Origin of the sequence: Nocardioides iriomotensis, from assembly GCF_004168035.1 — a bacterium.
GTDB lineage: Bacteria > Actinomycetota > Actinomycetes > Propionibacteriales > Nocardioidaceae > Nocardioides_B > Nocardioides_B iriomotensis.
Map to the genome: position 1 here is coordinate 79,190 of NZ_SDPU01000013.1, position 24,079 is coordinate 103,268.

General features: G+C 71.0%; 23 protein-coding genes, 1 tRNA gene and 1 pseudogene. 5 read left to right on the forward strand and 20 right to left on the reverse strand.

Features of this window, described 5'->3' with window-relative positions:
- Window positions 1-12: 12 nt before the first annotated feature.
- Window positions 13-1,179: an acyl-CoA dehydrogenase family protein gene (locus ETU37_RS05280; protein WP_129986040.1), complete on the reverse strand. Its 1,167-nt coding sequence runs from the start codon at window positions 1,177-1,179 to the stop codon at window positions 13-15.
- A 194-nt stretch (window positions 1,180-1,373) separates the two neighbouring features.
- Here ETU37_RS05280 and ETU37_RS05285 point away from each other — a divergent pair, with 194 nt between their 5' ends.
- Window positions 1,374-1,712, forward strand: coding sequence for a hypothetical protein (locus ETU37_RS05285; protein WP_129986042.1), 339 nt, complete (start codon window positions 1,374-1,376; stop codon window positions 1,710-1,712).
- Between the two features lie 136 nt (window positions 1,713-1,848).
- Here ETU37_RS05285 and ETU37_RS05290 read toward each other — a convergent pair whose 3' ends face one another.
- Together ETU37_RS05290 and ETU37_RS23415 are read right to left on the reverse strand one after the other, a co-directional pair.
- Window positions 1,849-4,407 (reverse strand): hypothetical protein, encoded by a 2,559-nt coding sequence (locus ETU37_RS05290; RefSeq protein WP_129986044.1) that lies wholly within the window; start codon window positions 4,405-4,407, stop codon window positions 1,849-1,851.
- Complete coding sequence (locus tag ETU37_RS23415; protein ID WP_206053742.1) at window positions 4,404-5,888, reverse strand: hypothetical protein; 1,485 nt, start codon at window positions 5,886-5,888, stop codon at window positions 4,404-4,406. The genes ETU37_RS05290 and ETU37_RS23415 overlap by 4 nt, the downstream gene beginning before the upstream one ends.
- A gap of 232 nt (window positions 5,889-6,120) precedes the next feature.
- On the opposite strand from ETU37_RS23415, the gene ETU37_RS05300 reads away from it, so the two are divergent.
- Together ETU37_RS05300 and ETU37_RS05305 are read left to right on the forward strand one after the other, a co-directional pair.
- Window positions 6,121-6,528 carry a YciI family protein gene (locus ETU37_RS05300; RefSeq protein ID WP_129986046.1) on the forward strand — a complete coding sequence of 136 codons (408 nt, stop codon included), beginning with the start codon at window positions 6,121-6,123 and terminating at the stop codon, window positions 6,526-6,528.
- Window positions 6,529-6,533: 5 nt separating this feature from the next.
- Complete coding sequence (locus tag ETU37_RS05305) at window positions 6,534-7,703, forward strand: RNA polymerase sigma factor (RefSeq protein ID WP_129986048.1); 1,170 nt, start codon at window positions 6,534-6,536, stop codon at window positions 7,701-7,703.
- Between the two features lie 51 nt (window positions 7,704-7,754).
- On the opposite strand, the gene ETU37_RS23560 is transcribed toward ETU37_RS05305, so the two are convergent.
- From ETU37_RS23560 to ETU37_RS05315, 3 genes and pseudogenes are all read right to left on the reverse strand, one after another.
- Window positions 7,755-7,952, reverse strand: a complete 198-nt coding sequence (locus ETU37_RS23560) for a hypothetical protein (RefSeq protein WP_240755560.1) — start codon at window positions 7,950-7,952, stop codon at window positions 7,755-7,757.
- A 64-nt stretch (window positions 7,953-8,016) separates the two neighbouring features.
- Window positions 8,017-8,418 (reverse strand): annotated as a pseudogene (locus ETU37_RS23815) (class I SAM-dependent methyltransferase); the annotation flags it as partial.
- Window positions 8,419-8,464: 46 nt separating this feature from the next.
- Complete coding sequence (locus ETU37_RS05315; RefSeq protein ID WP_240755554.1) at window positions 8,465-9,691, reverse strand: MFS transporter; 1,227 nt, start codon at window positions 9,689-9,691, stop codon at window positions 8,465-8,467.
- Window positions 9,692-9,796: 105 nt separating this feature from the next.
- On the opposite strand from ETU37_RS05315, the gene ETU37_RS05320 reads away from it, so the two are divergent.
- Both ETU37_RS05320 and ETU37_RS05325 read left to right on the forward strand, forming a co-directional pair.
- Window positions 9,797-10,387 (forward strand): dihydrofolate reductase family protein, encoded by a 591-nt coding sequence (locus ETU37_RS05320; RefSeq protein ID WP_129986054.1) that lies wholly within the window; start codon window positions 9,797-9,799, stop codon window positions 10,385-10,387.
- A gap of 723 nt (window positions 10,388-11,110) precedes the next feature.
- Entirely contained in the window at window positions 11,111-11,362 is a 252-nt protein-coding gene (locus tag ETU37_RS05325) for a hypothetical protein (protein ID WP_129986056.1), read from the forward strand.
- A gap of 284 nt (window positions 11,363-11,646) precedes the next feature.
- Here ETU37_RS05325 and ETU37_RS23950 read toward each other — a convergent pair whose 3' ends face one another.
- From ETU37_RS23950 to ETU37_RS05390, 14 genes are all read right to left on the reverse strand, one after another.
- Entirely contained in the window at window positions 11,647-12,216 is a 570-nt protein-coding gene (locus tag ETU37_RS23950) for a DUF5994 family protein (RefSeq protein ID WP_420819099.1), read from the reverse strand.
- Window positions 12,217-12,392: 176 nt separating this feature from the next.
- Window positions 12,393-12,791, reverse strand: a complete 399-nt coding sequence (locus ETU37_RS05330) for an ATP-binding protein (RefSeq protein WP_129986058.1) — start codon at window positions 12,789-12,791, stop codon at window positions 12,393-12,395.
- 300 nt (window positions 12,792-13,091) lie between these two features.
- Complete coding sequence (locus ETU37_RS05335) at window positions 13,092-14,336, reverse strand: patatin-like phospholipase family protein (protein ID WP_129986060.1); 1,245 nt, start codon at window positions 14,334-14,336, stop codon at window positions 13,092-13,094.
- A gap of 258 nt (window positions 14,337-14,594) precedes the next feature.
- Window positions 14,595-15,734 carry a hypothetical protein gene (locus ETU37_RS05340; RefSeq protein ID WP_129986062.1) on the reverse strand — a complete coding sequence of 380 codons (1,140 nt, stop codon included), beginning with the start codon at window positions 15,732-15,734 and terminating at the stop codon, window positions 14,595-14,597.
- 433 nt (window positions 15,735-16,167) lie between these two features.
- A complete protein-coding gene (locus ETU37_RS05345) occupies window positions 16,168-17,322 on the reverse strand; it encodes a hypothetical protein (RefSeq protein WP_129986064.1) in 1,155 nt (384 codons plus the stop codon).
- Window positions 17,323-17,570: 248 nt separating this feature from the next.
- Window positions 17,571-18,323, reverse strand: a complete 753-nt coding sequence (locus ETU37_RS05350) for a class I SAM-dependent methyltransferase (protein WP_165372408.1) — start codon at window positions 18,321-18,323, stop codon at window positions 17,571-17,573.
- Between the two features lie 353 nt (window positions 18,324-18,676).
- Window positions 18,677-18,752, reverse strand: a tRNA-Ala gene (locus tag ETU37_RS05355).
- Between the two features lie 65 nt (window positions 18,753-18,817).
- Window positions 18,818-19,675: a divisome protein SepX/GlpR gene (gene sepX / locus ETU37_RS05360; protein ID WP_129986068.1), complete on the reverse strand. Its 858-nt coding sequence runs from the start codon at window positions 19,673-19,675 to the stop codon at window positions 18,818-18,820.
- A gap of 94 nt (window positions 19,676-19,769) precedes the next feature.
- Window positions 19,770-20,339: a GNAT family N-acetyltransferase gene (locus tag ETU37_RS05365; RefSeq protein ID WP_240755555.1), complete on the reverse strand. Its 570-nt coding sequence runs from the start codon at window positions 20,337-20,339 to the stop codon at window positions 19,770-19,772.
- A 35-nt stretch (window positions 20,340-20,374) separates the two neighbouring features.
- The gene (locus tag ETU37_RS05370; RefSeq protein WP_129986072.1) at window positions 20,375-20,845 is read right to left on the reverse strand and encodes a MogA/MoaB family molybdenum cofactor biosynthesis protein; all 471 of its coding nucleotides are present in this window, start codon (window positions 20,843-20,845) and stop codon (window positions 20,375-20,377) included.
- Window positions 20,842-21,327, reverse strand: a complete 486-nt coding sequence (moaC, locus tag ETU37_RS05375; RefSeq protein ID WP_129986074.1) for a cyclic pyranopterin monophosphate synthase MoaC — start codon at window positions 21,325-21,327, stop codon at window positions 20,842-20,844. Before moaC ends, ETU37_RS05370 begins: the two co-directional genes overlap by 4 nt.
- Entirely contained in the window at window positions 21,327-22,577 is a 1,251-nt protein-coding gene (gene glp, locus ETU37_RS05380) for a molybdotransferase-like divisome protein Glp (protein WP_129986076.1), read from the reverse strand. The genes moaC and glp overlap by 1 nt, the downstream gene beginning before the upstream one ends.
- Before the next feature lie 16 nt (window positions 22,578-22,593).
- The gene (locus ETU37_RS05385) at window positions 22,594-23,970 is read right to left on the reverse strand and encodes a UTP--glucose-1-phosphate uridylyltransferase (RefSeq protein WP_129986078.1); all 1,377 of its coding nucleotides are present in this window, start codon (window positions 23,968-23,970) and stop codon (window positions 22,594-22,596) included.
- A gap of 27 nt (window positions 23,971-23,997) precedes the next feature.
- A partial coding sequence (locus ETU37_RS05390; protein WP_129985062.1) for an integrase core domain-containing protein occupies window positions 23,998-24,079 on the reverse strand: 82 nt, incomplete at its 5' end.

Genomic DNA, 24,079 nt, shown 5'->3' on the forward strand with positions numbered 1-24,079 from the left:
GCGGCCGGGCCGTCAGCGGAACGCGCCCTGCCCGGTGAGCGCCTGGCCGATCACCAGCTGGTGCACCTCGCTGGTGCCCTCGTAGGTCAGCACCGACTCGAGGTTGTTGGCGTGCCGCATCAGCGGGTACTCCAGGGTGATGCCGGCCGCGCCGAGGATGGTGCGGCACTCCCGCGCGATCGCGATCGCCTCGCGGACGTTGTTGAGCTTGCCGAGGCTGACCTGCTCGGGCCGCAGCCGGCCGGCGTCCTTCAGCCGGCCCAGGTGCAGCGCCAGCAGCATCCCCTTGCCGAGCTCGAGAGTCATGTCGGCGAGCTTGGCCTGCGTCAGCTGGAACGCCGCCAGCGGCTTGTCGAAGATCTCCCGCTCGGCGGCGTACGCCAGGGTCGTCTCGAGGCAGTCGCGCGCGGCCCCGAGCGCGCCGAAGATGATCCCGAACCTCGCCTCGGTCAGGCACGACAGCGGGCCGGACAGGCCACGGGCCTCCGGAAGCCGCGCCGAGTCGGGCAGCCGTACGCCGTCCAGCACGAGCTCGCTGGTGACCGACGCGCGCAGCGACATCTTGTGCTTGATCTCCGGCGCGCTGAACCCCGGCGTGCCCGTCGGCACCACGAAGCCGCGCACACCGTCGTCGGTCTGCGCCCAGACCACGGCGACGTCGGCCACCGACCCGTTGGTGATCCACATCTTCGTGCCGTCGAGGACCCAGTCGTCGCCGTCGCGCCGGGCGCGCGTGCGCATGCCGGCGGGGTTCGAGCCGAAGTCCGGCTCCGTGAGGCCGAAGCAGCCGATCGCCTCGCCCGTCGCCATCCGGGGCAGCCACTCCTGCTTCTGCTCCTCGGAGCCGTGCTTCCACAGCGCGAACATGGCGAGCGAGCCCTGCACCGACACCAGCGAGCGGAGACCGGAGTCGCCGGCCTCCAGCTCCAGGCAGGCCAGGCCGTACGCCGTCGCGGTCGTCCCTGCGCAGCCGTAGCCGTCGAGGTGCATGCCCAGCACCCCGAGCGCGCCCAGCTCGCGGGCGAGGTCACGCGCCGGGATCCGGCCCGCCTCGTACCAGTCGGCGAGCTCGGGCTTGATCTTGGCGTCGACGAACTGCCGCACGGTGTCACGGATCGCGCGTTCCTCCTCGTCGAGGAGCGAGTCGGTGTCGAAGAGGGCGAGCGGCGTCTGGGCCATCGGTGCCTCCGGCGGTTTCGTGGCGGTCGGTCGGGCCGAGAGGGCTGCAGGCGCACCCTCACCCGCCATCATGTCCCCGCCCGGTGCGAGCCCGGCCAACGGTCCCCCGATCGACGGCAGTTCGACCCTGCCCGACGGGCCCTGGGCGGCGCGACGCTGGAGTCGGGACGGACCCGGAAGGGAGAGGTTCTGTCATGCAGTGGGACCTGGGACTTCAAGGGTTGTCGGTGCTCGCCGCGCTCTCCCTCGGCTTCGGTGTGCTCGCCGGGCTGCTGGTCGGCGGCGGCTGGTCACGCCGGTTGTGGACGGTCGTGGTCACGACGTGCACGTGCCTCGTGGCCGGACTGTTGGCCAGTGAGTGGTTGTTCGGCTGGGCGACCGAGGAGGAGCTCCAGCCCAACATCGACGGGCTGTCGCGGGACGAGGTGCTGCTGGCCGGCGTCCTCACCACCGGCGTCGTCGTGTGGCTGGTGCGGCACCGGGCCCGCGCGGAGCGGCGGACGAGGGAGCCGCCCGCGGCCGGTCACGCGTGACCTGGAGGTGGCCCAGGGAGCCGGGTGCGGTCGATTGATCTCGCCGTACCGCGGGGGGACCGACAGTGTCCGGTGCGCGACGTCGCCGACGCGCACGTGGTCGCCGGGCTGCGCGGGGCCGAGCGGCCGCTCGGCCTCACCTGACCGCGGTCGTCGACGACTCCAACGGTGAGGGGCCGACGGTCTCCGCCTGCGTCGGCGAGGGCGAGTCCGTGGTGTCCCCCGCCGAGGGCGACGGGGTGGGCGACTCCGCAGGCGTGGGCGACGTCGTACCGGACCCGGTCGGGCTGGGCGCCGTCGTGCCCGGCGTCGTCGGGGACGGTTCCGCCGCGCCCGACGGCGTCGGGGTCGGCGTCGTGGACGTGGTCGTGCCCGTGGGCGACGCGGTGGGGGTGCCCGTCGGGGTCGGCGACAGCGAGGAGCCCGGACTCCCGGAGGGGTCCGCGGTCGTCGTGCCACCGGGGACCGCACCCTCGGCCGGCGGCGCGCTCATCAGGATGTCGACGATCTGCGTCTTGAAGCTCTCGAGCTGCTGGGTGATCTCGACGAGGCTGTACGTCGAGATCGCGTTGGCGAACTGGAGGAGCTGGTTCCACACCTCGCCCAGCGCGCGCAGGTCCTCCTCGCCGGGCTCCTGCTCGACCGACAGCACCAGCTGGCTGGCGATGGCCGCCGTGATGCACTGGTAGCAGTCGTAGTTGGCGGCGACCGCGAGGTTCTGCGGCACGACGACGTGGGCGTCGTCCATGATCAGCACGACCTGGAAGGCGACGGCGACCGCCACGCAGTCGGAGCAGGAGGCGTACGCGTGCGCCTCGTTGACGTTGAGCACCTCGTCTCCCTCCGCCCAGACCAGGGCGAAGGCGACGTCGTACACGGCGGTGTTGTCGGTCGTGTTGGTCGCGAGGGCCTGGTTGTCCCCCTCCGCGGGCGGCAGCGGCTGGTCGAACGGGAAGACCCAGGGCTCGTCCTCGGGGACGGCACCGGGGCCAGGGGTGCTGCCGGCGGCGCCGGGGATGCTGCTCGGGCTCGGCGTGCCGCCGCTGTCCGGGGCGCCGCTCGGGGCACCGGTCGGGCTCGCGACGCCGCTCGGACCGGCGCCGGGGTCGTCGGCCGGGACGAGCACGATGGCGAGGTCGGGCTCGTCGGCGGTCGGCAGCTCACCGTCGTCGGGGAACGCCGCGACGAGCGGGTCGTCGCCGGACAGCCGCTGCCGGGCGGCGGCACCGGCGGGGAGGGCGCTGAGACCCGGGACGGCGGCCGCACGGGCGAGGTCGGCGGGCGGGGTCGAGGAGCCCGGCAGGAGGGCGGAGACGAGCCCGCGCTCGCCGGGCTGGATCGGTCGGTAGGTGCCGGGGTGCGGCCACCACGCCCACGACAGCCCGGTGACCACCATCGCGCTGACCAGGATCGCGACCAGCCGCTTGCCCGCCGACCCCCGGCTCCAGCCAGCGAGCCCGCCGAAGAAGCGGGTGCCGACCCGGCTCAGGACGAGGGCGGCCGCGAGGACCGGCAGCACCACGCCGAGCACCTGGAGGGTCTGCGCGGCGAGGTCGATGCCCGCTCCGGCGGTCCACGCCCGGGCCACACCGTCGAGGTCCTCACGCACCGAGGACCCCGCGCTGCCCAGGAGCCGCGGCACCGCCGCGACGACGCCCAGGAGCATCAGCGCCATCATCGGGACCGTGACCAGCACCCACAGGGTGATCAGGACGCGCGCCCGCGTCGTGAGCACCCGGTTCTCCGGCGCCTTCCAGCGGTGCGGCAGGAGCCCGGCGAGGGTCGGCTTGATCCGGTGGTACAGGTCGGGGACGCCCGCGATGTCCGCCAGCACGTGGTATCCGTCGAAGCGGAGGAGCGGCAGCAGCTGCTGCGTCATCTGCAGCACCTGGGTGGCGACGAGGAGGAGCAGCGCCTCCCACCCGGTCGCGGCCCACCACACGAAGGTGAGCACCACCACGATGGCGTTGAAGTACAGGCCACCCAGGTCGGTGCGGATCCGGCCGGCGCGGTCCAGGCGGTAGCTGTCCGTGACGTCGGTGTAGAACGCGGGCCAGACGAGGTAGAGCCCCGCGCCCATCGCTCCGGGCTGCGCACCGCTGTACCGCGTCGCGGCGGCGTGTCCGAACTCGTGGAAGCCTCCCGAGAGCACCGTCACCACGAAGACGAGCAGCAGCAGGTGCGGCCGCTCGAACGCGTCGTACGCCGAGGCGCCCAGGCCGCGCTCGAAGAAGACCCAGGTCACGACCGCGAGGAACCCGAGCAGGCACACCGTCACGACGATCGGCGAGAAGAGCACCCGGAAGGGATCCGTGATCCGGCGCGTGGTCCGCGGGTCTGTCACGGCGAACCGCGGCTTGAGACGCAGCAGCGGGTTCGCCCGGCGCAGCTCGGGCTCGGCACCGTCGGCACGCGTGAGCAGCCCCAACGGCCGCAGGTGGCCGTCGACGAGCGACCGGACCTGGTCCTCGCTCACCAGCCGGCCCAGCGCCTGGCTGACCCTCTCGGCGATCTCGGCACAGCTCCGGCGGCCGTCCACGGCGCTCAGCACCAGGTACAGCAAGGGTGTGAGCTGGAGGACCTGCCCGTCGCCGCGCCGGACGAGGGACGGTGGGGTCCGGTAGCCGGACCCCGCCATCTCCCCGATCAGCTCGACGCCGTCGACGCGGGCGGGAGCGTCGACGAGCGTGCTCACTGCGTGGTCGTCGCGCCGGCGACCGGCTCCTCGGCGGGTGCCGGCTCCTCGGTCGCAGCGGTGGGCTCAGCGGCGGCTGCCGTGCCCGTGTCGGCGCCGGTGTCCGCAGGCGCGGCCGTGCCGGCCGCCGAGGCAGCCGCGGCGTCCGCACCGGCGTCCGTGCCGTCGGCCGACGCGGTGTCGGTGTCGACGGGCTCGAGGGACGACTGGTCGATGGCCGACGTCTGGTCCGAGGTCGCCTCGGCGGTGCCCGAGATGTTCTGGGTGATGATCGCGTCCTGCTGGGAGATCGCGGTCGCGTCCGACCCCTCGGACAGGATGTTCGCCGCCACCGCGGCGTCGATCGGCGCCGCGACGTTCGCGTTGGCGGCGACCGCGCCGTTGATCGGTGCGGCCAGGTCGGCGTCGAGGTCGACGTTGACGTCGACGTTGAGCAGGTCGCCCTTGAGCAGGTCGCCGGTGTCGAGGCCACCGAGGGTGTCGGTGACGTCGTCCAGCACCTCGCCGACCGTGCCGAGGACGTTGCCCGCGGCGTCCAGCACCTGTCCGGTGACCGGGTCGAGCGATCCGACCACCGTGCCGAGAGAGTTCACGACGTTGCCCGTGGCGCCGTCGAGGACACCGATCACGTTGCCGGCCGAGTCGACGACGGTGGTGCCGTCGACGAAGTCGGTCACCGAGCCGACGACGTTCCCGACGGTGTTGAGCACGTCGCCGGTCAGCGGGTCGAGCACACCGACCACGTTGCCCGAGGCGTCCACCACGTTGCCGGTGACGGCGTCGAGGACACCGACGACCTCGCCGCCGGAGTCGACCACCGTCGCACCGTCCACGAGGTCGGTGACCGAGCCGATGAGGTTGCCGGCCGAGTCGACCACCACGCCGGTGGCCTCGTTGAGCGTGCCGACGATCGACCCGTCCGGGGCCACGACGTTGCCGGTCGCACTGTCGAGGACACCCAGGATGTTGCCGGTCGAGTCCACGACGACGCTGCCGTCGACGGGCCCGCTCGCGTCGGCGGCCGCGGCGTCCAGGGCGTCCGCGGAGTCGGCGGAGTCGGCGCCGTCCGCACCGTCCCCGGTGCCGGCGCTCAGCAGCGCGGCGTCTCCGGTCCCGCCGGTGTCACCGGCGTCCACCGGGGCACCGCCGTCGACGGTGTCGCTCTGGTCGATGGTGCTGTCCTGGATGCCCGTGGCCAGCGCGTCGGCCGTGACGTTCTGGGTGACCTGGACGCCCTGGTCGGCCAGGGCCTGGGACGTCGAGCCGTCGCTGAGCAGGTTCGCGCTCACCGCGGCGTCGATCGGAGCCACGACGTTCGCGTTGAGAGCCACCGCCAGGTCGATCGGCGCGGCGCCGTCGATCGCCAGGTCCACATCGGCGGCGAGGTCGAGGATCGAGATGACCTCCTTGTCCGGGAGTGCTGTGGCGCCCTCGCCCTGCAGCTCTTCCGGTGTGAGAGGTGCGAACTCGTCTGTGCTCATGATTCTCCCTCCAAGGGCGTGCACCTCGGTGTCGCTGCACGCCGCGGTCAGTGCTCAGCGGTGACCGTTCCCGCCGAACGCCCGTCCTATGCCTTTTTCCGGGACGCACCGGTCCGACCCGGGCCGGCCGGACGGCAGGATCATGGGGCCGAGCATGTCGAGAACGCGTGGTCGGCTCCGTTCTCCCTCCGTGACCAGCCCAGAATGGGCGAACCGACTCGAGGAGACACCGATGGCCAAGTACCTGCTGCTCAAGCACTACCGAGGCGCCCCCGCCGCCGTGAACGACGTGCCGATGGACCAGTGGGCCCCGGACGAGGTGGCCGCGCACATCAAGTACATGGGGGACTTCGCCACCCGGCTGGAGAGCACCGGTGAGTACGTCGACGGGCAGGCCCTCTCCCCCGAGGGCACCTGGGTCCGGTACGACGGCGAGGGACGCCCGCCCGTCACCGACGGTCCCTTCGCGGAGACGAAGGACCTGATCGCCGGCTGGATGGTGATCGACGTCGACAGCTACGAGCGGGCGGTGGAGCTGGCCGGCGAGCTGTCCGCGGCCCCCGGCGCCAACGGCGAGCCGATCCACGAGTGGCTCGAGCTCCGGCCGTTCCTGTCGCACAACCACACGGCCGTCGAGTAGACGTCGTGGACGACGCCGCGCTGCGTGGGCTCACACCGGCCACCATCGCGATCCTCGTCCGCCGCGGAGCAGACTTCGCGGCGGCCGAGGACGCGGTCCAGGATGCGCTGCTCGACGCGATGCGGGCGTGGCCCGACAACCCACCGCGCGACCCGCTCGCCTGGCTGGTGGCCGTGGCCTGGCGCCGCTACCTGGACGCCGTCCGGGCGGACGTGGCGCGTCGCCGACGCGAGGACCTCGTCGACGCCGACCCCGAGCCCACCCCGGTGGCGGGTGTCGACGACACCCTCCAGCTGTACTTCCTCTGCGCCCACCCGTCGCTCACCCCGGCGTCCGCGGTGGCGCTCACCCTGCGCGCCGTCGGCGGCCTGACGACGCGTCAGATCGCGCAGGCCTACCTCGTCCCCGAGGCCACCATGGCGCAGCGGATCAGCCGCGCGAAGCGGACCGTCTCGGGCGTGCGGTTCGACGAGCCCGGTGACGTCGCCACCGTCCTGCGGGTGCTCTACCTGGTGTTCAACGAGGGCTACTCGGGCGAGCTGGACCTGGCGGCGGAGGCGATCAGGCTCACCCGTCAGCTCTCGGGTGCCATCGACCACCCGGAGGTGTCCGGGCTGCTCGCACTCATGCTGCTGCACCACGCCCGGCGTGCCGCGCGCACCCGGCCCGACGGCAGCCTGGTGCCGCTGGCGGAGCAGGACCGCGGTCGGTGGGACACACGTCTGATCGCCGAGGGGGTCGAGATCCTGCAGAAGGCGCTCGCCCGGGACCGGCTCGGCGAGTACCAGGCGCAGGCCGCGATCGCGGCCCTGCACGCCGACGCCCCGACGACGGAGGAGACCGACTGGGTCCAGATCGTCGAGTGGTACGACGAGCTGGTCCGGCTCACCGACAGCCCGGTCGCCCGTCTCAACCGGGCCGTCGCCGTCGGCGAGGCGGACGGCGCGCCGGCCGGCCTCGCCGCCCTGGCGGTTCTCGACCCGTCGCCGCCGCGGTACGCCGCCGTCGCCGCCTACCTCCACGAGCGGGCCGGCGACCTCGACCGGGCCGCCGGGCTCTACGCCGAAGCAGCCCGCCGCGCCACCAGCACGCCGGAACGCGACCACCTCACGAGCCAGGCCGCCCGCCTCAACGCCGTACTGCGTCAGGGATCGGGCGACACGCGAAACGGCTGACCATCGACGCCACGACGGTGCTGTGCGTGCGTCGGGCCCACGTCCTCACCGTCATCGCCGGGCAACCACGAGCAGGCGGTCCTGGGCTCTGCGCCCGACTCCACCCGTGGTCGCGATGCTGTGATAGCCGGCCTGCCCAAGCGTGTCGTCGAGCTCTTCGGTCGTCCACGGTCGCATCTGGAAGGTGTACTCGCGCAGCACAGGACCGGCGTGAGGGCCAGGCGTGAGCTCGTAGCGCTCGTCGACCACGATCCTCCCGTTCGTCCAGGTCGGGCGGCTGTCGCATCGCAAGTGCGACCCGTCGGGTGAGCCGGGCGAACGAGCTCACGGCATCCGCCCGCTCCCGGTCCGTCAGGAGGTCGTTCAGCACTCCGCGGGAGACCACTGCGTCGAAGGTCGCGGTGACAGCCGGGGAGCACAGGTCGGTGAGCAGTACGGGCGCGTCAGGACACCGCTGGGCGGCAACCCGCAGGAGCGCTGGGGAGGCGTCCAACAAGGTCACCGCGTGCCCACGGTCGACCAGGGCCGCCGCGTGCCGCCCCGTCCCACAGCCGGCGTCGAGCACACGCGCGGATCCGAACCCCGCCGCCCCGAGCGCCTCGTGGACCGCGTCGACCCACGGCTCGACCGGGTCGTCGATGAGCGCGTCGTACGCGCCCGCGAACAGGCCGTAGAACGGCCGTTCGCCGGACACCTCTGCGGATCCCCTCGCCACGCCCGCAGGGTGTCATGCCCCGGCCCGGCCGGCCCAGTCGCGCGTGTCAGGTTCGCCGCTCCAGGCGTCGGACGTCCCGCGAGAGCAGGGCGAGCAGGGCGGACCCGCCCATCACGCAGCCGACGACTACCAGCCATCGGTCGTAGCCGACGACCTCGGCGACCGGCCCGGTCAGCACGAGTCCCAGCGGTCGGGCTACGAAGGACCCGACCATGTCCAGCGAGAACACGCGCGCGAGCTTGTCCTCCGCGACCTGCTCCTGGATCGACACCTCCCACGCCACATCGAAGACCTGCAGGCCGAAGCCGTGCAGGAATGCCCCGAGGAGGATGGGGGCGACGTGGTCGCTGAGCGCCATGGCCAGGGGGAACGCGGCCGTCAGCGACAGCAGCAGGGTGCCGACGGCGAGGCGCGGCCGCCACCGCACGCACACCGCGCCACCGACGACGAACCCGGCCATCAGCGCACTGAGGGCGACGCCCCACAGCGATCGCCCGAAGGTCTCTCCCACCACGACCGGCCCGAGGACGGCCTGCGCGCCGCCGTACACCAGGTGGTAGAGCATCGCCTGGCCGATGAGCAGCCACAGCCAGGCATGGCGCATCACCTCGCGGAATCCCTCCGCCAGATCCGCGAGGAGCGAGGTCCGTGCCGTGCCCGGTCGGCTGTGCGGCACCTGGAGCCGGGAGAAGCAGGTCGCCGCGATCGCGAACGTGGCCGCGTCGACGGCGATCGCCCAACCGGGACCGACGGCGGCGACCAGGACGCCGCCCAGGCTGAAGCCGACCACCGCCGTACTCGTCTGCAGCAGGCCGCGCAACGCCACTGCCGAGCCGAGGAGCTCGGCCGGCACCGTCAACCGCGTCATCGCGGCGGACGAGGGCTGGCTCAGCGCCCCGAGGCACCCGTTGACGGCACCGATCAGAGCCAACGTCGGGATGGTCGCCCACCCGCCGATCAGCAGCACCGCGACCAGGCCCTGCGTCATGGTGCACGCCGCCGCGGAGCCCTCCATCATGATCTTGCGGGACACCCGGTCGCCGAGCACACCGCCGAGCAGCACGGTCACGACCTCGGCGAGCGCGAACGCCCCCACCACGACCCCGAGGTCGGTCGGCGACCCACCGAGGTCGAGCACCCCGAACGCCAGGGCGACCGGCGTGATTGCGTTCCCCAGGCTGCTGGTGGCGGTGCCGGCCACCAGCCACCGGAAGTCGCGATGGCGCAGCGGGGCCAGGCGGCCGGCGGGTGCGGCCGGCTGCACAGTCGTCACCCGACGGATCCTCTGCGAGACCGACGTGGTCGTCAACGACATTCGGTACCACCGCGCGCCGCCCACGACGCTAACTTGGGGACATCCCGAAGCAGAGGAGAGCCCGTGGGCACGGTGGTCATGTACGGCTCGGTGTCGGTGGACGGCTTCATCGCCGACGAGCACGATCAGCCCGGACCACTGTTCGACTGGTTGTCCAGCGGTGACGTCCCGTTGGACGCGAGCGGCGAGGTGAAGGTGTCGCAGACGTCCTACGACTACACCCGTCCGTACTGGAACCAGATCGGTGCGACACTCGTCGGCCGCCACGTCTTCGACATGACGGACGGCTGGGGCGGGCAGCCTCCGAGCGGAGTCGACCACGTCGTCGTCGTGACGCACCGGCCGGAGCCCCATGGCTGGGACCCCGAGGCGCCGTTCCACTTCGTCGACGGCGTCGAGGCAGCCGTGGCCATGGCGAAGGAGCTCGCGGGTGACCGCCTCGTCGAGGTCGCCGCGGGCGAGGTCGGTGGCCAGGTGCTGGCCGCGGGCCTGGTCAACGAGGTGCGCATGGACGTCGTGCCCGTCGTGCTCGGGTCCGGCAAGCGCTTCTTCGGGTCGGTCGATGCGCAGCACCTGCTGGAGGATCCCGACGTGGTGATCCAGGGCAACCGGGTGCTCCACCTGCGCTACCGGGTGCGCCCTCGGAGCGCCTGAACGCTCCGGGGAGCGCGAGGGTGGCGCGTCAAGATGGGCAGGCTGATCGGGAGACTGCGACAGCTGGATGCGGCGATCGGCGCGCCCGCGCCGGTCGAGGGGGCGAGCGTCGAACATGCGCGCTGACCACGTCGGGCCACGCAAAAGGGGGCCCGCACGTGAAACGCCTGCCAGTGGCGAACGATGTGCGCGTACTGCCCACATACGTCCACTAGCAGGGCGTTCCATAAGCAACGTACCCAGCCCCGGTCGGATTCCGAAACGATGGCTAGACACTGGATGTGGCTCACGACCGGCCGCCCAGCTGGCTCAGTCACCCACGTTGTGCGGCTCGACTCCTGGGGCTGGGCGCTCGGTGAGGCAGGGCAACGTACTGTGGATCGTGACCGGCCAAGCGACATCTCCACCGCGGACTCCCTTGCCTGGGCCGGCTGAGAGGCGGTCGTCATGACGACGCCGACCCATCCTTCGCCCTCCCCGCAGCCTGCGCTGTCCTTGACGTCCGGCCGGCTTCCGCTGCGTCTCGAGCTGCAGCAGACGTACTCCCGCCTGTGGATGTCGACCCGAACGATGACCCGGCTGTCAGTGACGACTCCCGAGGAACCATCGATCAACTCGCCTCGCGAGGCGACTCTCGACCCACGAACCCAGCGGCATGGCGGGGGTGGTTCCCGATGGGATCCGCACGCGGCACCTCGCACCGGATCTTTCTAGGAGCACGTGGTGTCATATCTGCTGTTGTACGGAGTCGGGGGCTGGTCGCAGCGATGGCAGATCCCCGAGGGGCAGGACGACCTGGTCCACACTGAGATCGCGCGGTTGGGGCAGGAGGGCATCGGTCGGTTGTCGGTCATCGACTCTCAGACCGATGCCGTGGCCACCCTGGTCATCGCCTGGCAATCGGTGGCTGCGGCAGTGGTGATCGACTCGGCCGGTGCGGGTGTCGGGGACAGCGCGACGGGGCAATATGCGTGATCGTGTTGCTGAGGAAGTACGGCTATCTCTCGAGCACCCGCATGTGCGTCCACCCTGTCGGTGAGTAAGCGGCCAGTTCGTCGCCGGCGTGGCTGAAGAGCCGGAGAGCTCCACCTTCGATGCTGTACGCGTCGACATCCCACTCGCCTTGGTCGTCTTCGCCCGGGGTGAAAACGGTGATTCTCAAATTGTCCGATCTCCTTCGAGGTCATTCGCGGCGGGTTCGATCCCGGGAAGCGGCTTGCCGGGCCTCGACGCGGCGGAGTCCTCGCGCGTACCCGCCTTCATGAGGACGGTGGAGGATCGCCTTCAGCCGGTGGGTCTGTGCGAAACGAGGGTGCGCGAGAGCCCTGCCACCAGTTGCCTCCGACGTCGCTCCACAGGTCATCGAACTCCTCGTCGTCGTCCTCGGACTCGGCGCGCGTGGAGAGCAACTGCGCGCCTGTCAGGCGGTTGAGTGGATGGGTAGCCCACTGCATGAGACGCTCCCCGGTCGCATGACCAGGTGGCACGACGAGCAAGCGCAGGGATCGCCGAGTGGAGAAGCTCAGCAGGATCAGATGAGTATCGTCCCGGGGGAAGGCGGCCGTTCTGATCCGCCTCCGGGCTGTCGCGACGCTGCGCGGGTGGCTGGTCCAGTCTGATCTCGAGTACAGCGCACGGTAGATGCGTCCCAGGTGATCCGGGAAGTGGTCGACCAGGTCAGCGAGCTCGAGGTCGATGTCGCGGGTTCGCGGCCACCAGGCTCCGTCTACTGGTGACTGGCCCGGCGACGGAGAGAGCTCAAGGCGCAGTCGGTGACGTTTGTCTTCTTGAGTACTGGCGACGGACTCGGACGCAGTGTGGGACGTCATGGACGTCTTCCTTCTGCCGGCGATGAGAGCCGCCCTCGTAGGTAGCTGCACTCCCCGACGACAGCAGCGTACGCGAGCGCTTGTGCTTCGCGGGCGCCAATGGTGGCGGATGCCGCCAAGCTTGTCTGTGGGGCTGCACTTTCTGGATCGAGAGTCTGGACCTACCGTCGCGGGAATCAATTCCTCGTGCGCGTGGCGAACGATGCCCAGACCGTCTTCGATCCTTCGTCGACGACGACTCCCCAATCAAGACTGACAAGAGCCACGATCTTCAGCCCTCGACCGTCCGAGTGCATTTCGTGGTAGGCGCCCCGGACGGGGACCGAGTTCGAGTCGTCTCGCACGGCCAGCATGACCGTCTCGTCGAGTTCCGACAGGGTGACTGTGAATGCGGTCTGCGCATGCACCAAGGCGTTGGTTGCCAGTTCACTCGCTACGAGTCGTACGGAATCGACCAGGTACAACAGCCGGTGATCAACCAGGTGCTGGCAGACGAAATTGCGGGCTTCCGACGCACTGATCGGATTCGCCTCGAGCCTTGTCTCATGTGCCCAGTGCGGTTGATTGCCCGCCATGTCCGGTCCGGTCCGATCCGATCAGCTACGAGTTCGTCCGGGACTCAACGGGGTCTGGGCAGTTGCCGAGGCATCACCCTCAGGCTACGCCCCCGAACAGCATCGGGAGGCCCGGAAGACAACTCGCTTCGGCACGACGCGCTCCTCTCGATTCCGGAGCCCCTGTCGTCGGCACGCTGGAGCTTCACTCTCCGCGGCACGTGAGTGCGTTGCTTCGTCAGCACACCGCAAGGCCTGTTTGTTGGTGCAGGGGTTGCCGGGCACGGTGAAGGCGGAGTTGATCACGCGGGTCGACGCACGCTAGTTCCCGGGGTCAGGAAGCCGATCGGTCCGCCACATGTCGGGGTGTTGCTCGACCCAACGTAGGGCGTCGCGGTGGCCGAACGCGGAAGCGGCCGCGAAGAAATCGGGGTCGAACAAGAGGTAGGAGAGAAGCTCGCCTTGGAGCGGGCTGTCGCTGCCGAGCAACCGGTGCATGACCTGCAGGTCGGGATCGCCGAGGGTGCGCAGGAGCGAGCCGTGGTTGGCCCGGAAGACCTGCATCGCAGTGCGGGCAAGTTCTTCGCCGTCTTCGGGCGCTACTGCGACGTAGGGGATCGTCTGGTACGCCGACCGACCGCGCGCCTCGCGGTGACGCTTGAGAACCGGGGCGAGCTCGGCGTCCCCCGTCAGCGCGTTGAGTTCCGCGAGTCGCCGCAGGTCATGCCGCAGCGGGTCGTCCATGACCGTGCCCAGCAGGGTCGCCCCGGCGTCTCCCAGGTCGACGGCGACCCTGTCCAACTCGGGGTCTGCTGGCGGGCGCAGTCCGCCAGTGCCGACCACCACCACGCGATCGGCACCAAGCTCGAGAGCCGGAGCGAGCGGCGCTCGACGGCGGGTGGCGCCGTCGACGTACCACCCCTCGGCTTCGGCGGGCTCCCCGACGTGCACGGAGGGGAACAGAACCGGGATCGCCGCGGAGGCCATCAGGTGGGGGACGTCAAGCCGGACGGCGACGAAGCGCCCGTGGTATTCGGGCGCCGAGCGCGGTACAGGAGAGCCGGACTCGGTGAAAACGATGACTCGCCCGGTTCGGACGGACGTCGCCGTGACGGCCGCGGCCTCGATGACACCATTCTCGACGTTGCGGTGCAGGGCCTCCCAGTCGATGGACGTCGCGAGGGTTCGGGCGAGCGGCTGGCTTCCGAACAACCCGCGCAGACGGAAGTAGGACACGCCGAATGTCTCCGACGTGTAGCGCACAAGCACTTCCGGCACCTGCCTCCACAACGGCCGCATCACGTTCGCCTTGGTGGTCTGGCCGAGCAGGCTCTTGAGCCGCGCGACCTGGTCCTCCGGCTCAAGGTGGGCCGTCGCGCTGAGCGCGCCCGTGAGCAGTGCACCGGCGCTGGTGCCGACCAGTAGGCGGGGCCGCATACCGCGTTCGGCCAAGGCCGGAAGTAGTACCTCCAGCGCGCCAACCTGGTATGCCGAGCGAGCGCCACCCGCATCGAGAACCAGCGCAACCCGGGTCGCGTCCGCATTCGGAGTCATACCGGCCTGCACCCGGCGATCCTAGATCGTCCAGGCCCAAAACGAGGATGCGATTGCAGCGGATGTCATGCCGGCAAAGAGGCCCCACCACTGCTGACGGCTCGGGACGTACTACTCGGATGACAGCCCGGATCGCGGTAGATCCAGACGTCGGCATGCCTGCACCCAGGCGGTGATGAGACCCCGGTCATTTAGACGACGCTGTCGGTTGGCGCGGCGCTGCTGCGCGGCGCAAAGCGGTTCTCGAGGCTCTACGTCGCAACCCGCACGTCAGTCCCTCCCGCCGGCGTTCAGGCTGACGGTTCGCACGACGAGCTGGCGGCCGTTGCGAGGTATCCACGCGATCGCCGCATACCCGCCGTCGCCGAGATCGGTGGTGTACTCGTCGGGAAGGCTGCTCTCGGGCGTCACCTTGATGGGTTCGGACCATGCGTGCCCGGCAGGCTTGAGGCGAGCCCACAGTTGCGGCACCCGGCCCTTGGCGCCCCACACCACGAGCGCATCACCGGCTCGGTTCACCGAGAGCCGCGCGTCGGGACTGAGCGAACGCGGCCTCTTGACGTCTGTCGCTAGGACGCACGGGCGGCGCCACTCGCCGCCAGGACGGCTCCATCTGACCATGAGGTCCGTGCCGTGCCACCATGCCTTCAGCGCCCTGCCCTTGGCGTCCATGTCGATGGAGCGCCCGTAGACCCCTTCCGTGAGGGTCGGCTGTCGGACCGGACGCTGCCAGCTACCGGATGGGGTCATCCGCAGGGTGAACTGCGAGCCCTGGGGGGTGTTCCCGTCGTAGGAGACACGGGTGCGCACGACCATCGCGGAGCCGTTGGCGGCGAGGGCGAAGTCGTCGTGCAGCCAACCGCCGTGGAGGCGCGTCGAGGGACCCCAGCCATCGGTCGGGGTGCGACGTACGGCGTACAGGCGCGTCCGTGCGTTGTGTCCACGGCTGAACAGCAGCAGGACGCGTCCCGCATCGTCGATGCCGACCTCTTCTGACGACGCGTCCTTCGCCACGAGTTCCATGGGCGTCCACTCCGCGCCTGCCGCTTCCCGGTGGGACGCGTAGATCAAGGACTTCCGACCCTCGAACAGGCTCCAGACCACCACCGCGGCGCCGGCGGCGTTCACCACAAGCTGATGAGAATGGACGTACCCGGCTCCGAGGACCGTCGGCGCGCTCGACCAGCGGCCACCCGGGCTTCGGTCGGCGACCACGATGTCGAAGAACTCGGTGAACGGGGCCGGTCCGGCGCCACGTCCGCGCTCGTCGGAGAGCCAGAGCAGCGTCTGTGCATCCGTCGCGTCGACACCCAGCACGCCGTCGCCGAACACGTCGAACACCTCGCGATGCTGCGGGTCAGGCGGCCCGGCGGGCGACTGCGGATCTCCCGGCGCGGCCGGGACGTCCATCGTGCGGACCTCCCCGGAGTCGACGGAGACGGTCCACGCGACGGTCGTCGTCCCGGTCCGGCTGACCGCCACGTCTTCGAGGGTCCCGTACGCGGCGAGACCGCGGGTCGTGACGTCCCCCAGAGACCAGGAGGGCGATGTCTCGAACGGACATGGCGCCGGGCCCCTGTCCCTGGCTTCCCGGGGGCTGGTGCGCCGGCCCGTCGCCTCACCCACCGCGACGGCGTCTTCCGATGCACCCACCGAGCCCGGTGAGCCCGATGAGCCCGATGACTCGTTTGCCACGCACGCCGCTTGGAGGAGCAGGACGGCCGACGCGGCGGCGGTCCCGGCGCGGTGCGAAGCGTGTCGTGCCTTCATCGCTCGGACCCCCTCTGCGCCCGGTCCCGCTCTGTTGAGTGTCCCCCGTCATCAGCACGAACGGAACCATCCGTCAGCGGCCCGGGGTGACCTTCGTCCAGCTACGACCGTCGGTGGAGATCACGACCGTCCGGTCGTTGACGTACCCGACGATGGGGCCGGCGCCGATCGCGTGCAGGCCGCGGTCCAGCGGGGAGTTCCAGGGCGCCAACCGGGGCGCGCCCGCGTCTGGCCGCAGGGTGCTGCTGCCGAACGGCAGCCGCCAGATTCGACCCGGTCGGCAACGCGGGCCGCAGAACCCGAGCGGGTCCTTGCCCTCGGCGACGAGCAGGGTCTTGTCGGGAGCGAACGCCAGCCCGCCGAGGACCATCCGGTCCCGCGGCAGCGGGACCCGCCGGACCGCCTTGGCGTCGGTGCTCCACAGCTCCCGCAGGTACAGCGGCAGGTCCTGCGGGGAGTCGTTCATCGCGATCGCGTAGGCGGTGCCGGGGCCTAGGTCGCTGCGGGTGTCGGCGTAGCGACGTTTCGGTTCCCCGTCCCACGGCAGCCGGTTGTGCCGCGACGGGACGGACCCCGGCGGCAGCTGGTAGGTGTGCGCGGCCGCGATGTCGATGGCCCAGGTGCCTTTGGGCATGCCGCGGCCGACGTCGTAGTGGAAGTCGTAAAGCTGGTCGACCAGGACGTCGTGGCCGGGTTGTAGCGGTTGGGGGTCCTCGGCGACGTGCAACAGGTTGACGGTGCCGTCGGGGTACAGCACGAACGGAGGGTAGAACCGCCGGGGTGTCGTGATCTGGTTCGTCGCTTTGATCGCGACGGCGCCGCGGCCCACGGCGATGAACGTGACCAGGTCGGCGAGGCGTTCGTCGATGGTGATGGTGGCGGCGTGGGCCCAGTTGTCGTCTGTGGTCGCGATGACCGTGGTGCACCACAACGTGCCCTTGTTCGAGCAGGCGCCGAACTCGGCGGCTGCGTCGGTCGAGGAGGTGTACCGCACGTCGTACAGGTCGTACTTGGCGTCGACCGGTTCGTCGGTGACAACGTCTGCCCGGTCCAGGAACTCCTCCAGGCGGGTCTGCTCGGAGGCGGGGCGCTTATCGGTGGTCGACGGCGCCGGCGATGGTGGCGCGGAAGCACCCGGTGCCAGTTTCGGCGAAGGTTGACCGCCGGTGCACGCGACCGTGAGCGCGGCCAGTACGACCGTCACGAGCAGCCACCGGATTCCCCACATGTCCCCTCCACCCATGCCTGGGCGCCCGGACGCCCTGGTCTCAGGGTGCCCACGGGCCCGCGCGCGCGGCAAGCGACTGCGGTCAGGTTGGTGCTCCCAACGGGTGGCGTGGAGCAGATGTGTGGCGGCCCTGCCCAGTTGCCGGCCCGACTAGGTCCGATCGCACATCGGCAAACCGAGCTTCACGATCTGCGACACGTGCGTTCTTCGAGGATGACCTGAGCGGGCAGTCCTGCCCGCTCATCTCTTCAGTCCGACTCGCAGACGCAGAGCTGGATCGCCGCATCGCCCGTGAACGGTCGACCGGACCAGTCGCCGAAGCGCTCGACGAGCCGAAGCCCAGCCAGGGAGAGCAGCAGTGGCAGCTCCTGAGGGAAGATGCTCCTGAGCTCAAGCGGGGCGACGAGGAAGTCGGGCTCGGAGTCGGCGGAGAAGTGCCACGTCCCGCGGGTCACCTGCGCGGCAGCATCGTAGGTCTCCGCGACATCGACCCTCACGTCGCCACGGTCGGGATCCACGAACGACAGCGCATCGCGGGTGCGTCGTACGCCGTCGGCATCGGCGAGGACGCGCACGTTCGGGTTGAACACGTCGAAGATGAAACGCGCTCCGGGCGCCAGGTGCGCTCGCACGGATCGAAAGCAGCGCAGCAGATCGGCAGCCTCATGCAGATGGAGCAATGAATTGGCTGCGACGAACACGAGATCGAACGTGCGGCCGAGGTCGAAGTCCCGCATGTCGCCCTGCACCCACTCCACCGCGATGGCGCGCTCGTCCGCCTTGCGCTGAGCCTCGGTGAGCATGTCCGAGGAGAGCTCCAGGCCGGTGCACGGATGCCCGTCGGAGGCGATGGGGATCAGCTTGTGTCCGGTGCCGCACCCGAGCTCCAGGACACGCCCGCCTTGCCGATCGGCCTCGGCCCGGTAGAAGTCGACGGCCGGCTCGCCACCCGGGAACAACCGGTCATACAGCCTCGCATCCGAGTAGAACCGTTCACTCATGCAACGCACCCTCCTCGGGGCCCTTGTCCACGCGCCCACACGGCGAGCTTTCGGCACGGCCACTCGCTCCCGGATCCGCTCCAGGAGCCGCGCACGCGCCGCGGCGGCGGTCCGCCCTGAGGCGACAAGGTGACGACGGGATCGATTCCGCCCTCCGAGGATGGGCGATCGGCGGTCTGGCGCTGTGTTGCGGTCGCCATACCGCACAGGTGCGCCAGTCGTGCCGAACCCGGTCCAGAGGGGTCCAGATGACCCGAGAACAGCCGCCGGTGGGGCCGAATCTCTGCTGACATGCCGAGAGGCCATGCTCGTCTCCGGTTCAGGATCCGGGCACAGCCTCTGACCAGCGGGTTTGGTGGAGCTGAGGGGATTCGAACCCCTGACCTTCTCATTGCGAACGAGACGCGCTACCAACTGCGCCACAGCCCCGGAGCGACCCGGACGAACCGGGACGCGAGGAGAAAAGATACCAGCCGACGACGGGTGCCGCCGAATCAGGACCCCACGGCCCGCTGCTGCTCGACCGGCGCCTCCTCGGCGGCGGTCTGCTCGGCCTGGGCCTGCGCCTCGGCGACCAGCGCGGAGTCCTGATCGCTGCGGCCGGACGTCCAGGAACCGGGCTCGTCGAGGTCGATCGTGCGGACGGTGCGCCGCGCCTTCGGCTTCGTGACGTACGTCGGCAGCGTGACCGGCAGCGGGTCCCAGAGCGAGCCGCCGTCCTCGGTCGGCACCATGACGGCGTCGAGCACGGCGACGGGGATCGCGATGGTGTCCTCCTCCGGCGCGACCTCCTCGAACCCCTGCGCGTTGCGTACGGCGGGTGCCTCCGCGTGCGCGGCCGGGCGGCCCGGACGGACCGCCTCCTCCTGCTCGATCGCGTCGGCGAGGTCGGCCTCCCAGCGGGCGTTGCGGGCCTGGCGGACCTGAGTGCGGCAGAGCACGAGCCACAGCAGCACGAGCGCGGCCGGAATAGTCACCGACCACCAGGGCACGACCGCGAACGCGGCGAGCCCGGCGACGACGGCGGTGCACACCAGCAGGAACGCGAGGACCCGACGACGACGGCGGGCGGCGGCCTTGGCGGCTCGCCGGGCGGCGCGGGCGGCCCGCGGGTCGACCGGCCGGGCAGGCGCCGACGGGCGGTCCTCGCCGTCGGCGCGACCGGACGGCACGACGAGGCGGCTGTCGCGGCGACTCACCGGCTCCCGGCGGGCCAGCACACGCGCGGCCGGCGAGAAACGGTCGACAGACCGGGTCCGAGCGACCTCGTCGTGATGCTTGAGCGCCTTGGGAATCAGGTAGACGGCCCACGCCAGGGCGAGCACGGCGAAGATGACTCCAGACAGGTCCACGCGACGAACGATAGGAGCGGCAGCACGGTCCGCCCCGCACGTCAAGCGGTGTGTCGCAAGATCACTCCTGTGATCTCGTGTGACTGATGTGAATTCAGGGGTTCTCGGCTCTGGGACCCTGCCGGAAACGGCGCAGCACGCCGCCCTCGCACTCCTCGACGGTGAGCGCGAACAGCCGGTGGTCGCGCCAGGCACCGTCGATGTGCAGGTACCCCTTGGCGTAGCCGACCTCGGTGAAGCCGAGCTTCTCGACGACCCGCAGCGACGCGGTGTTCTCGGGTCGGATCGCCACCTCGACCCGGTGCAGGTCGAGCTCGAACAGGCAGTAGTCGGTGACCAGCGCGACGGCGGTCGGCATCACGTCCTGTCCCGCGAACCGCTTGTCGATCCAGTAGCCGACCTGCGCCCAGCGCGCCGATCCCCCGGTGATGTTGGTGACCGTGAGCTGTCCGGCGAACTCGTCGTCCACGGTCACCGCGAACGGCAGCGCCCGCCGCTCGCGCGCCTGGCGGTGCAGGTCGCGCACCAGGCCACGGAACGTCTTCGGCGCCGACCGGTCACCGGGCGGCAGGGTCGCCTCCCACGGCGTCAGCCAGGCGGCGTTGCGGCGGCGCACCTCCGCCCAGACCGTCGCGTCCGACATCAGCAGCGGTCGGACGCCCACCCGGCCGGCCCGCAGCTCGACGCGCCACGGCGTGCTCAGTGGTCGCTCCCCACGATCTGCTCCACCGCGTGCCGCAGCAGGGGTACGACGACCGCGAGGCCGTCCTTGACGCCGCCGCGCGACCCGGGGAGGTTCACGACGAGCGCCTGCCCGCTCACCCCTGCGACGCCGCGCGAGAGCGCCGCGGTCGGCACGCCCTTCGCCACGCCGTACGCCCGGATCGCCTCGGCGATGCCCGGCACCTCGCGGTCCAGCAGCGGGCGGGTCACCTCGGGCGTGTGGTCGGTCGGGGTGAGGCCGGTGCCGCCCGTCGTCAGCACGACACGCGCGCCGGACGCGACGGCGTCCTTGATCGCGGCGCCGACCGGTTCGCCGTCCGGGACGACGACGGGGTCGGCAGCCTCGAAGCCCTCGTCGCGCAGCGCGGCGACGATCAGCGGGCCGGTGGTGTCCTCGTAGACCCCGGACGCGGCGCGGTTGGACGCGACGACGACCGCGGCCCTCATGCGTCCCCTCGCGACCAGTCGCCGGACTTGCCGCCGGTCTTGGTCTCGACCCGGATGTCGGTGATCACCGCGCCCTTGTCGACCGCCTTGACCATGTCGACGACGGTGAGCGCGGCGACCGAGACCGCGGTCAGCGCCTCCATCTCGACCCCGGTGCGGTCGCTGGTGCGCACGGTCGCGGTGATGTCGACGGCGTCGTCGGCGACGGCCAGGTCGACGGTGACGCCGGAGATGGCGAGCGGGTGGCACAGCGGCACCAGGTCGGGCGTGCGCTTGGCGGCCATGATCCCCGCGACCCGGGCGACGCCGAGCGCGTCACCCTTGGGCACGCCGTCGCCGCGCAGCAGCCCGACGACCTCGGCGGACACCAGCACGCGGCCGGTCGCGACCGCCTGCCGCGCCGTGACGTCCTTGCCCGACACGTCGACCATGCGCGCGGCGCCGGTCTCGTCGACGTGGGTGAGGCGCGGGGCGTCGCCCATCAGAAGTCCCGGTCGAGCACGAGGACCTGCACCTGCTCGCCGGCCTGCACGCCGGTCTGGTCCTCGGGCAGCACGATCAGCGCGTTGGCGTCCGACAGGTCGCCCATCAGGTGCGAGCCGTGACCGCCGACGGGGGTGACGTGCGCGCCCTTGCCGTCGATCTCGAAGAACGCCCGCGCGAACTGCCGCTTCCCCGGGATCGACGTGATCGCCTTGGTGAGCAGGGCCCTGACCATCGGGCGGCGGTACGGCACCTTGCCCATCATGCGGCGGATCGCGGGCAGCACGAACATCTCGAACGACACGTACGACGACACCGGGTTGCCCGGCAGGGTGATGATCGGGGTCGAGTCCTCGCCGATGAAGCCGAAACCCTGCGGCTTGCCGGGCTGCATGGCGACCTCGCCGAACGACACCGTCCCGAGCTCGGCGAGCACCTCCTTGACGACGTCGTAGGCGCCCTTGCTCACCCCGCCGCTGGTCACCACGAGGTCGGCGCGCACGAGCTGGTCGCTGAGCGCGTCGGTGAACTCGGCCGGGTCGTCGGACACGATGCCGACCCGGTAGGCGATGGCGCCGGCGGCCCGTGCGGAGGCGGCGAGCATGTAGGAGTTCGCGTCGTAGATCGAGTCGTGGTCGAGGCCGGCACCCGGCTCGCGCAGCTCGGAGCCCGTCGACACGATCACCACGCGCGGCCGCGGTCGGGCCTGCACGCTCGCGCGGCCGACCGAGGCGAGCAGGCCGAGCTGGCGCGGGCCGAGCACGGTGCCCTCGTGGAGGAGCACGTCGCCGCGGCGCACGTCCTCGCCGGTGTACCGGACGTGCTGGCCCTTCGTCGGGGCCTGGGTGATCCGGACGTTGGCGATGCCGCCGTCGGTCCACTCCACCGGCACGACCGAGTCGGCGCCCTGCGGCACGGGAGCGCCGGTCATGATCCGCACCGCGGTGCCGGGCGACAGCGCGAACAGCTTGGTCTGCCCGGCCGCCATCTCCCCCACCACCGGCAGGTGCACCGGGTGGTCGTCACTGGCCGAGGCGACGTCGTCGAAGTAGACGGCGTAGCCGTCCATGGCGCTGTTGTCGAACGCCGGCAGGTCCATCGTCGCCGACACGTCCTCGCAGACGGGCAGGCCCACCGCCTCCAGCAGCGGCTGGTCGTACGGCGGGAGCGGGTCGATCGTCTCGATGATCCGTTCGACGTGCTCGTCGACCGTGCTCGGCCGGTCGGTCGGCATCAGCGCACGCGTCATACCTGCAATCTAACGGTCACCCCAGCGTCGCACCGGCTCCGACCCGGCTCCCGGGACCCTGGTCCTCGAGAACGGCGTCGCCGACGACCGTCACCCCGTCCTCGAACGTCCAGTCGCCTTTGACGACGAGCTGCTTGGCCTCGCGCAGCGACGGCGCGCCCGCCGGGAAGCGGCGGTCGAAGTCGCCGACGAGCTTGTAGAACGTCGGCTCGAGGTCGACGTACGGGATCCCGCCCGACACCTGGTGCAGCACGTAGTCCTCGTCGAGCTCGTAGCAGTCGGAGCGCAGCACCAGCAGGTCGTTGGTCGTCTTGACCGGCACGAACCGGGCGCGGGTCACCTCGATCGTGGTGGCCCCGTCGAAGACCTCGATCGCGGCGCCCATCGCGGTCTCGATCTGGACGACCTCGGGGCTGTCGGGGTCGGAGGGGTCGACGGTCTTGGTGTTGCGGATCATCGCCAGGCCGAGGATGCCGTCGCGCCGGTCGAGCTCGTCCTTCATCGCCTGGAGGTTGAACCACAGGTTGTTGGTCGAGCAGAACCGGTGCCGGTCGAGGTCACCCAGCGCGGCCTTGTCCTCGTCGAGGGTCTGCGCCGTCTCGCGCAGCACGATCCGGCCGTCCTCCTTGCGGGTGGCGAAGTGGCCGCCCTTCCGGTCCGAGGGGGTACGGCGCACCGCCTCGATCGCGAACGGCGCCCCCGAGCTCGCGAACCAGCCGGCCACCCGCGGGTCGGGCACGGCGCCCAGGTTGTCGGAGTTGGACACGAACACCTGCGTGAAGCCGGCGTCGATCAGCCGGTCGAGCAGCCCGGTGCCCCGCAGCGCGGTGTAGATGTCGCCGTGCCCCGGCGGGCACCACTCGAGGTCCGGGTCGTCGGGCCAGTCGACCGGCGTGAGGTCGTCGGTGCGGAGCTTGGGCTCCTTGTTCTGCAGGAAGTCCGGCGGCAGCCCGTCGACGGCGAGGTCGGGGTACCGGTCGAGCACGGCGAGCGTGTCGTCGGAGGTGCGGAAGCTGTCCATGAAGATCAGCGGCAGCGGCGCGTCGTACCGCTTCCGAAGCGCCAGCACCTGCCGCACGATGATGTCGAGGAAGCTCAGCCCGTCGCGCACCTCGAGCAGGGACTTGGCGCGATCCATGCCCATCGAGGTGCCGAGCCCGCCGTTGAGCTTGATCACCGCGGTGGTGCCGATCGCCTCGCGCGCCACGTCGTCGGGGACGTCGGCGTCGGCGAGCGCCGGCGAGTCGAGCGGCTCGATCGACGACTCCGGGACCATCCCGGTCTCGCCGCTCTCGACCAGCCGGTAATAGTGGGCGAACACCTCGATCGCCACCGGGTCGACGCCCGCCGCGGTCATCTTGTCGCGGGCCTGCCGGAGTCCCTCGTCGCTCATGCGCCCGAATCTAGCTGTACCCGGCCATCACGTTGGTGCCAGGCGGCTGATTGGCGGGCGTCCTCCGAGTGCGCTGTGGCGTCGGTCAGTGTTGTAGTGCTCGAGCCAG

Excerpts from the sequence above, each read along its gene's own strand:
- ETU37_RS05340 (WP_129986062.1), bottom strand. The coding sequence starts at position 15,734 with ATGGACGTCCCGGCCGCGCCGGGAGATCCGCAGTCGCCCGCCGGGCCG.
- ETU37_RS23415 (WP_206053742.1), bottom strand. The coding sequence starts at position 5,888 with ATGAGCACAGACGAGTTCGCACCTCTCACACCGGAAGAGCTGCAGGGC.
- ETU37_RS05280 (WP_129986040.1), bottom strand. The coding sequence starts at position 1,179 with ATGGCCCAGACGCCGCTCGCCCTCTTCGACACCGACTCGCTCCTCGAC.
- ETU37_RS05300 (WP_129986046.1), top strand. The coding sequence starts at position 6,121 with ATGGCCAAGTACCTGCTGCTCAAGCACTACCGAGGCGCCCCCGCCGCC.
- ETU37_RS05370 (WP_129986072.1), bottom strand. The coding sequence starts at position 20,845 with ATGAGGGCCGCGGTCGTCGTCGCGTCCAACCGCGCCGCGTCCGGGGTC.
- glp (WP_129986076.1), bottom strand. The coding sequence starts at position 22,577 with ATGACGCGTGCGCTGATGCCGACCGACCGGCCGAGCACGGTCGACGAG.
- ETU37_RS05345 (WP_129986064.1), bottom strand. The coding sequence starts at position 17,322 with ATGTGGGGAATCCGGTGGCTGCTCGTGACGGTCGTACTGGCCGCGCTC.
- ETU37_RS23950 (WP_420819099.1), bottom strand. The coding sequence starts at position 12,216 with ATGACGTCCCACACTGCGTCCGAGTCCGTCGCCAGTACTCAAGAAGAC.
- ETU37_RS05385 (WP_129986078.1), bottom strand. The coding sequence starts at position 23,970 with ATGAGCGACGAGGGACTCCGGCAGGCCCGCGACAAGATGACCGCGGCG.
- ETU37_RS05350 (WP_165372408.1), bottom strand. The coding sequence starts at position 18,323 with ATGAGTGAACGGTTCTACTCGGATGCGAGGCTGTATGACCGGTTGTTC.
- ETU37_RS05330 (WP_129986058.1), bottom strand. The coding sequence starts at position 12,791 with ATGGCGGGCAATCAACCGCACTGGGCACATGAGACAAGGCTCGAGGCG.
- ETU37_RS05285 (WP_129986042.1), top strand. The coding sequence starts at position 1,374 with ATGCAGTGGGACCTGGGACTTCAAGGGTTGTCGGTGCTCGCCGCGCTC.
- moaC (WP_129986074.1), bottom strand. The coding sequence starts at position 21,327 with ATGGGCGACGCCCCGCGCCTCACCCACGTCGACGAGACCGGCGCCGCG.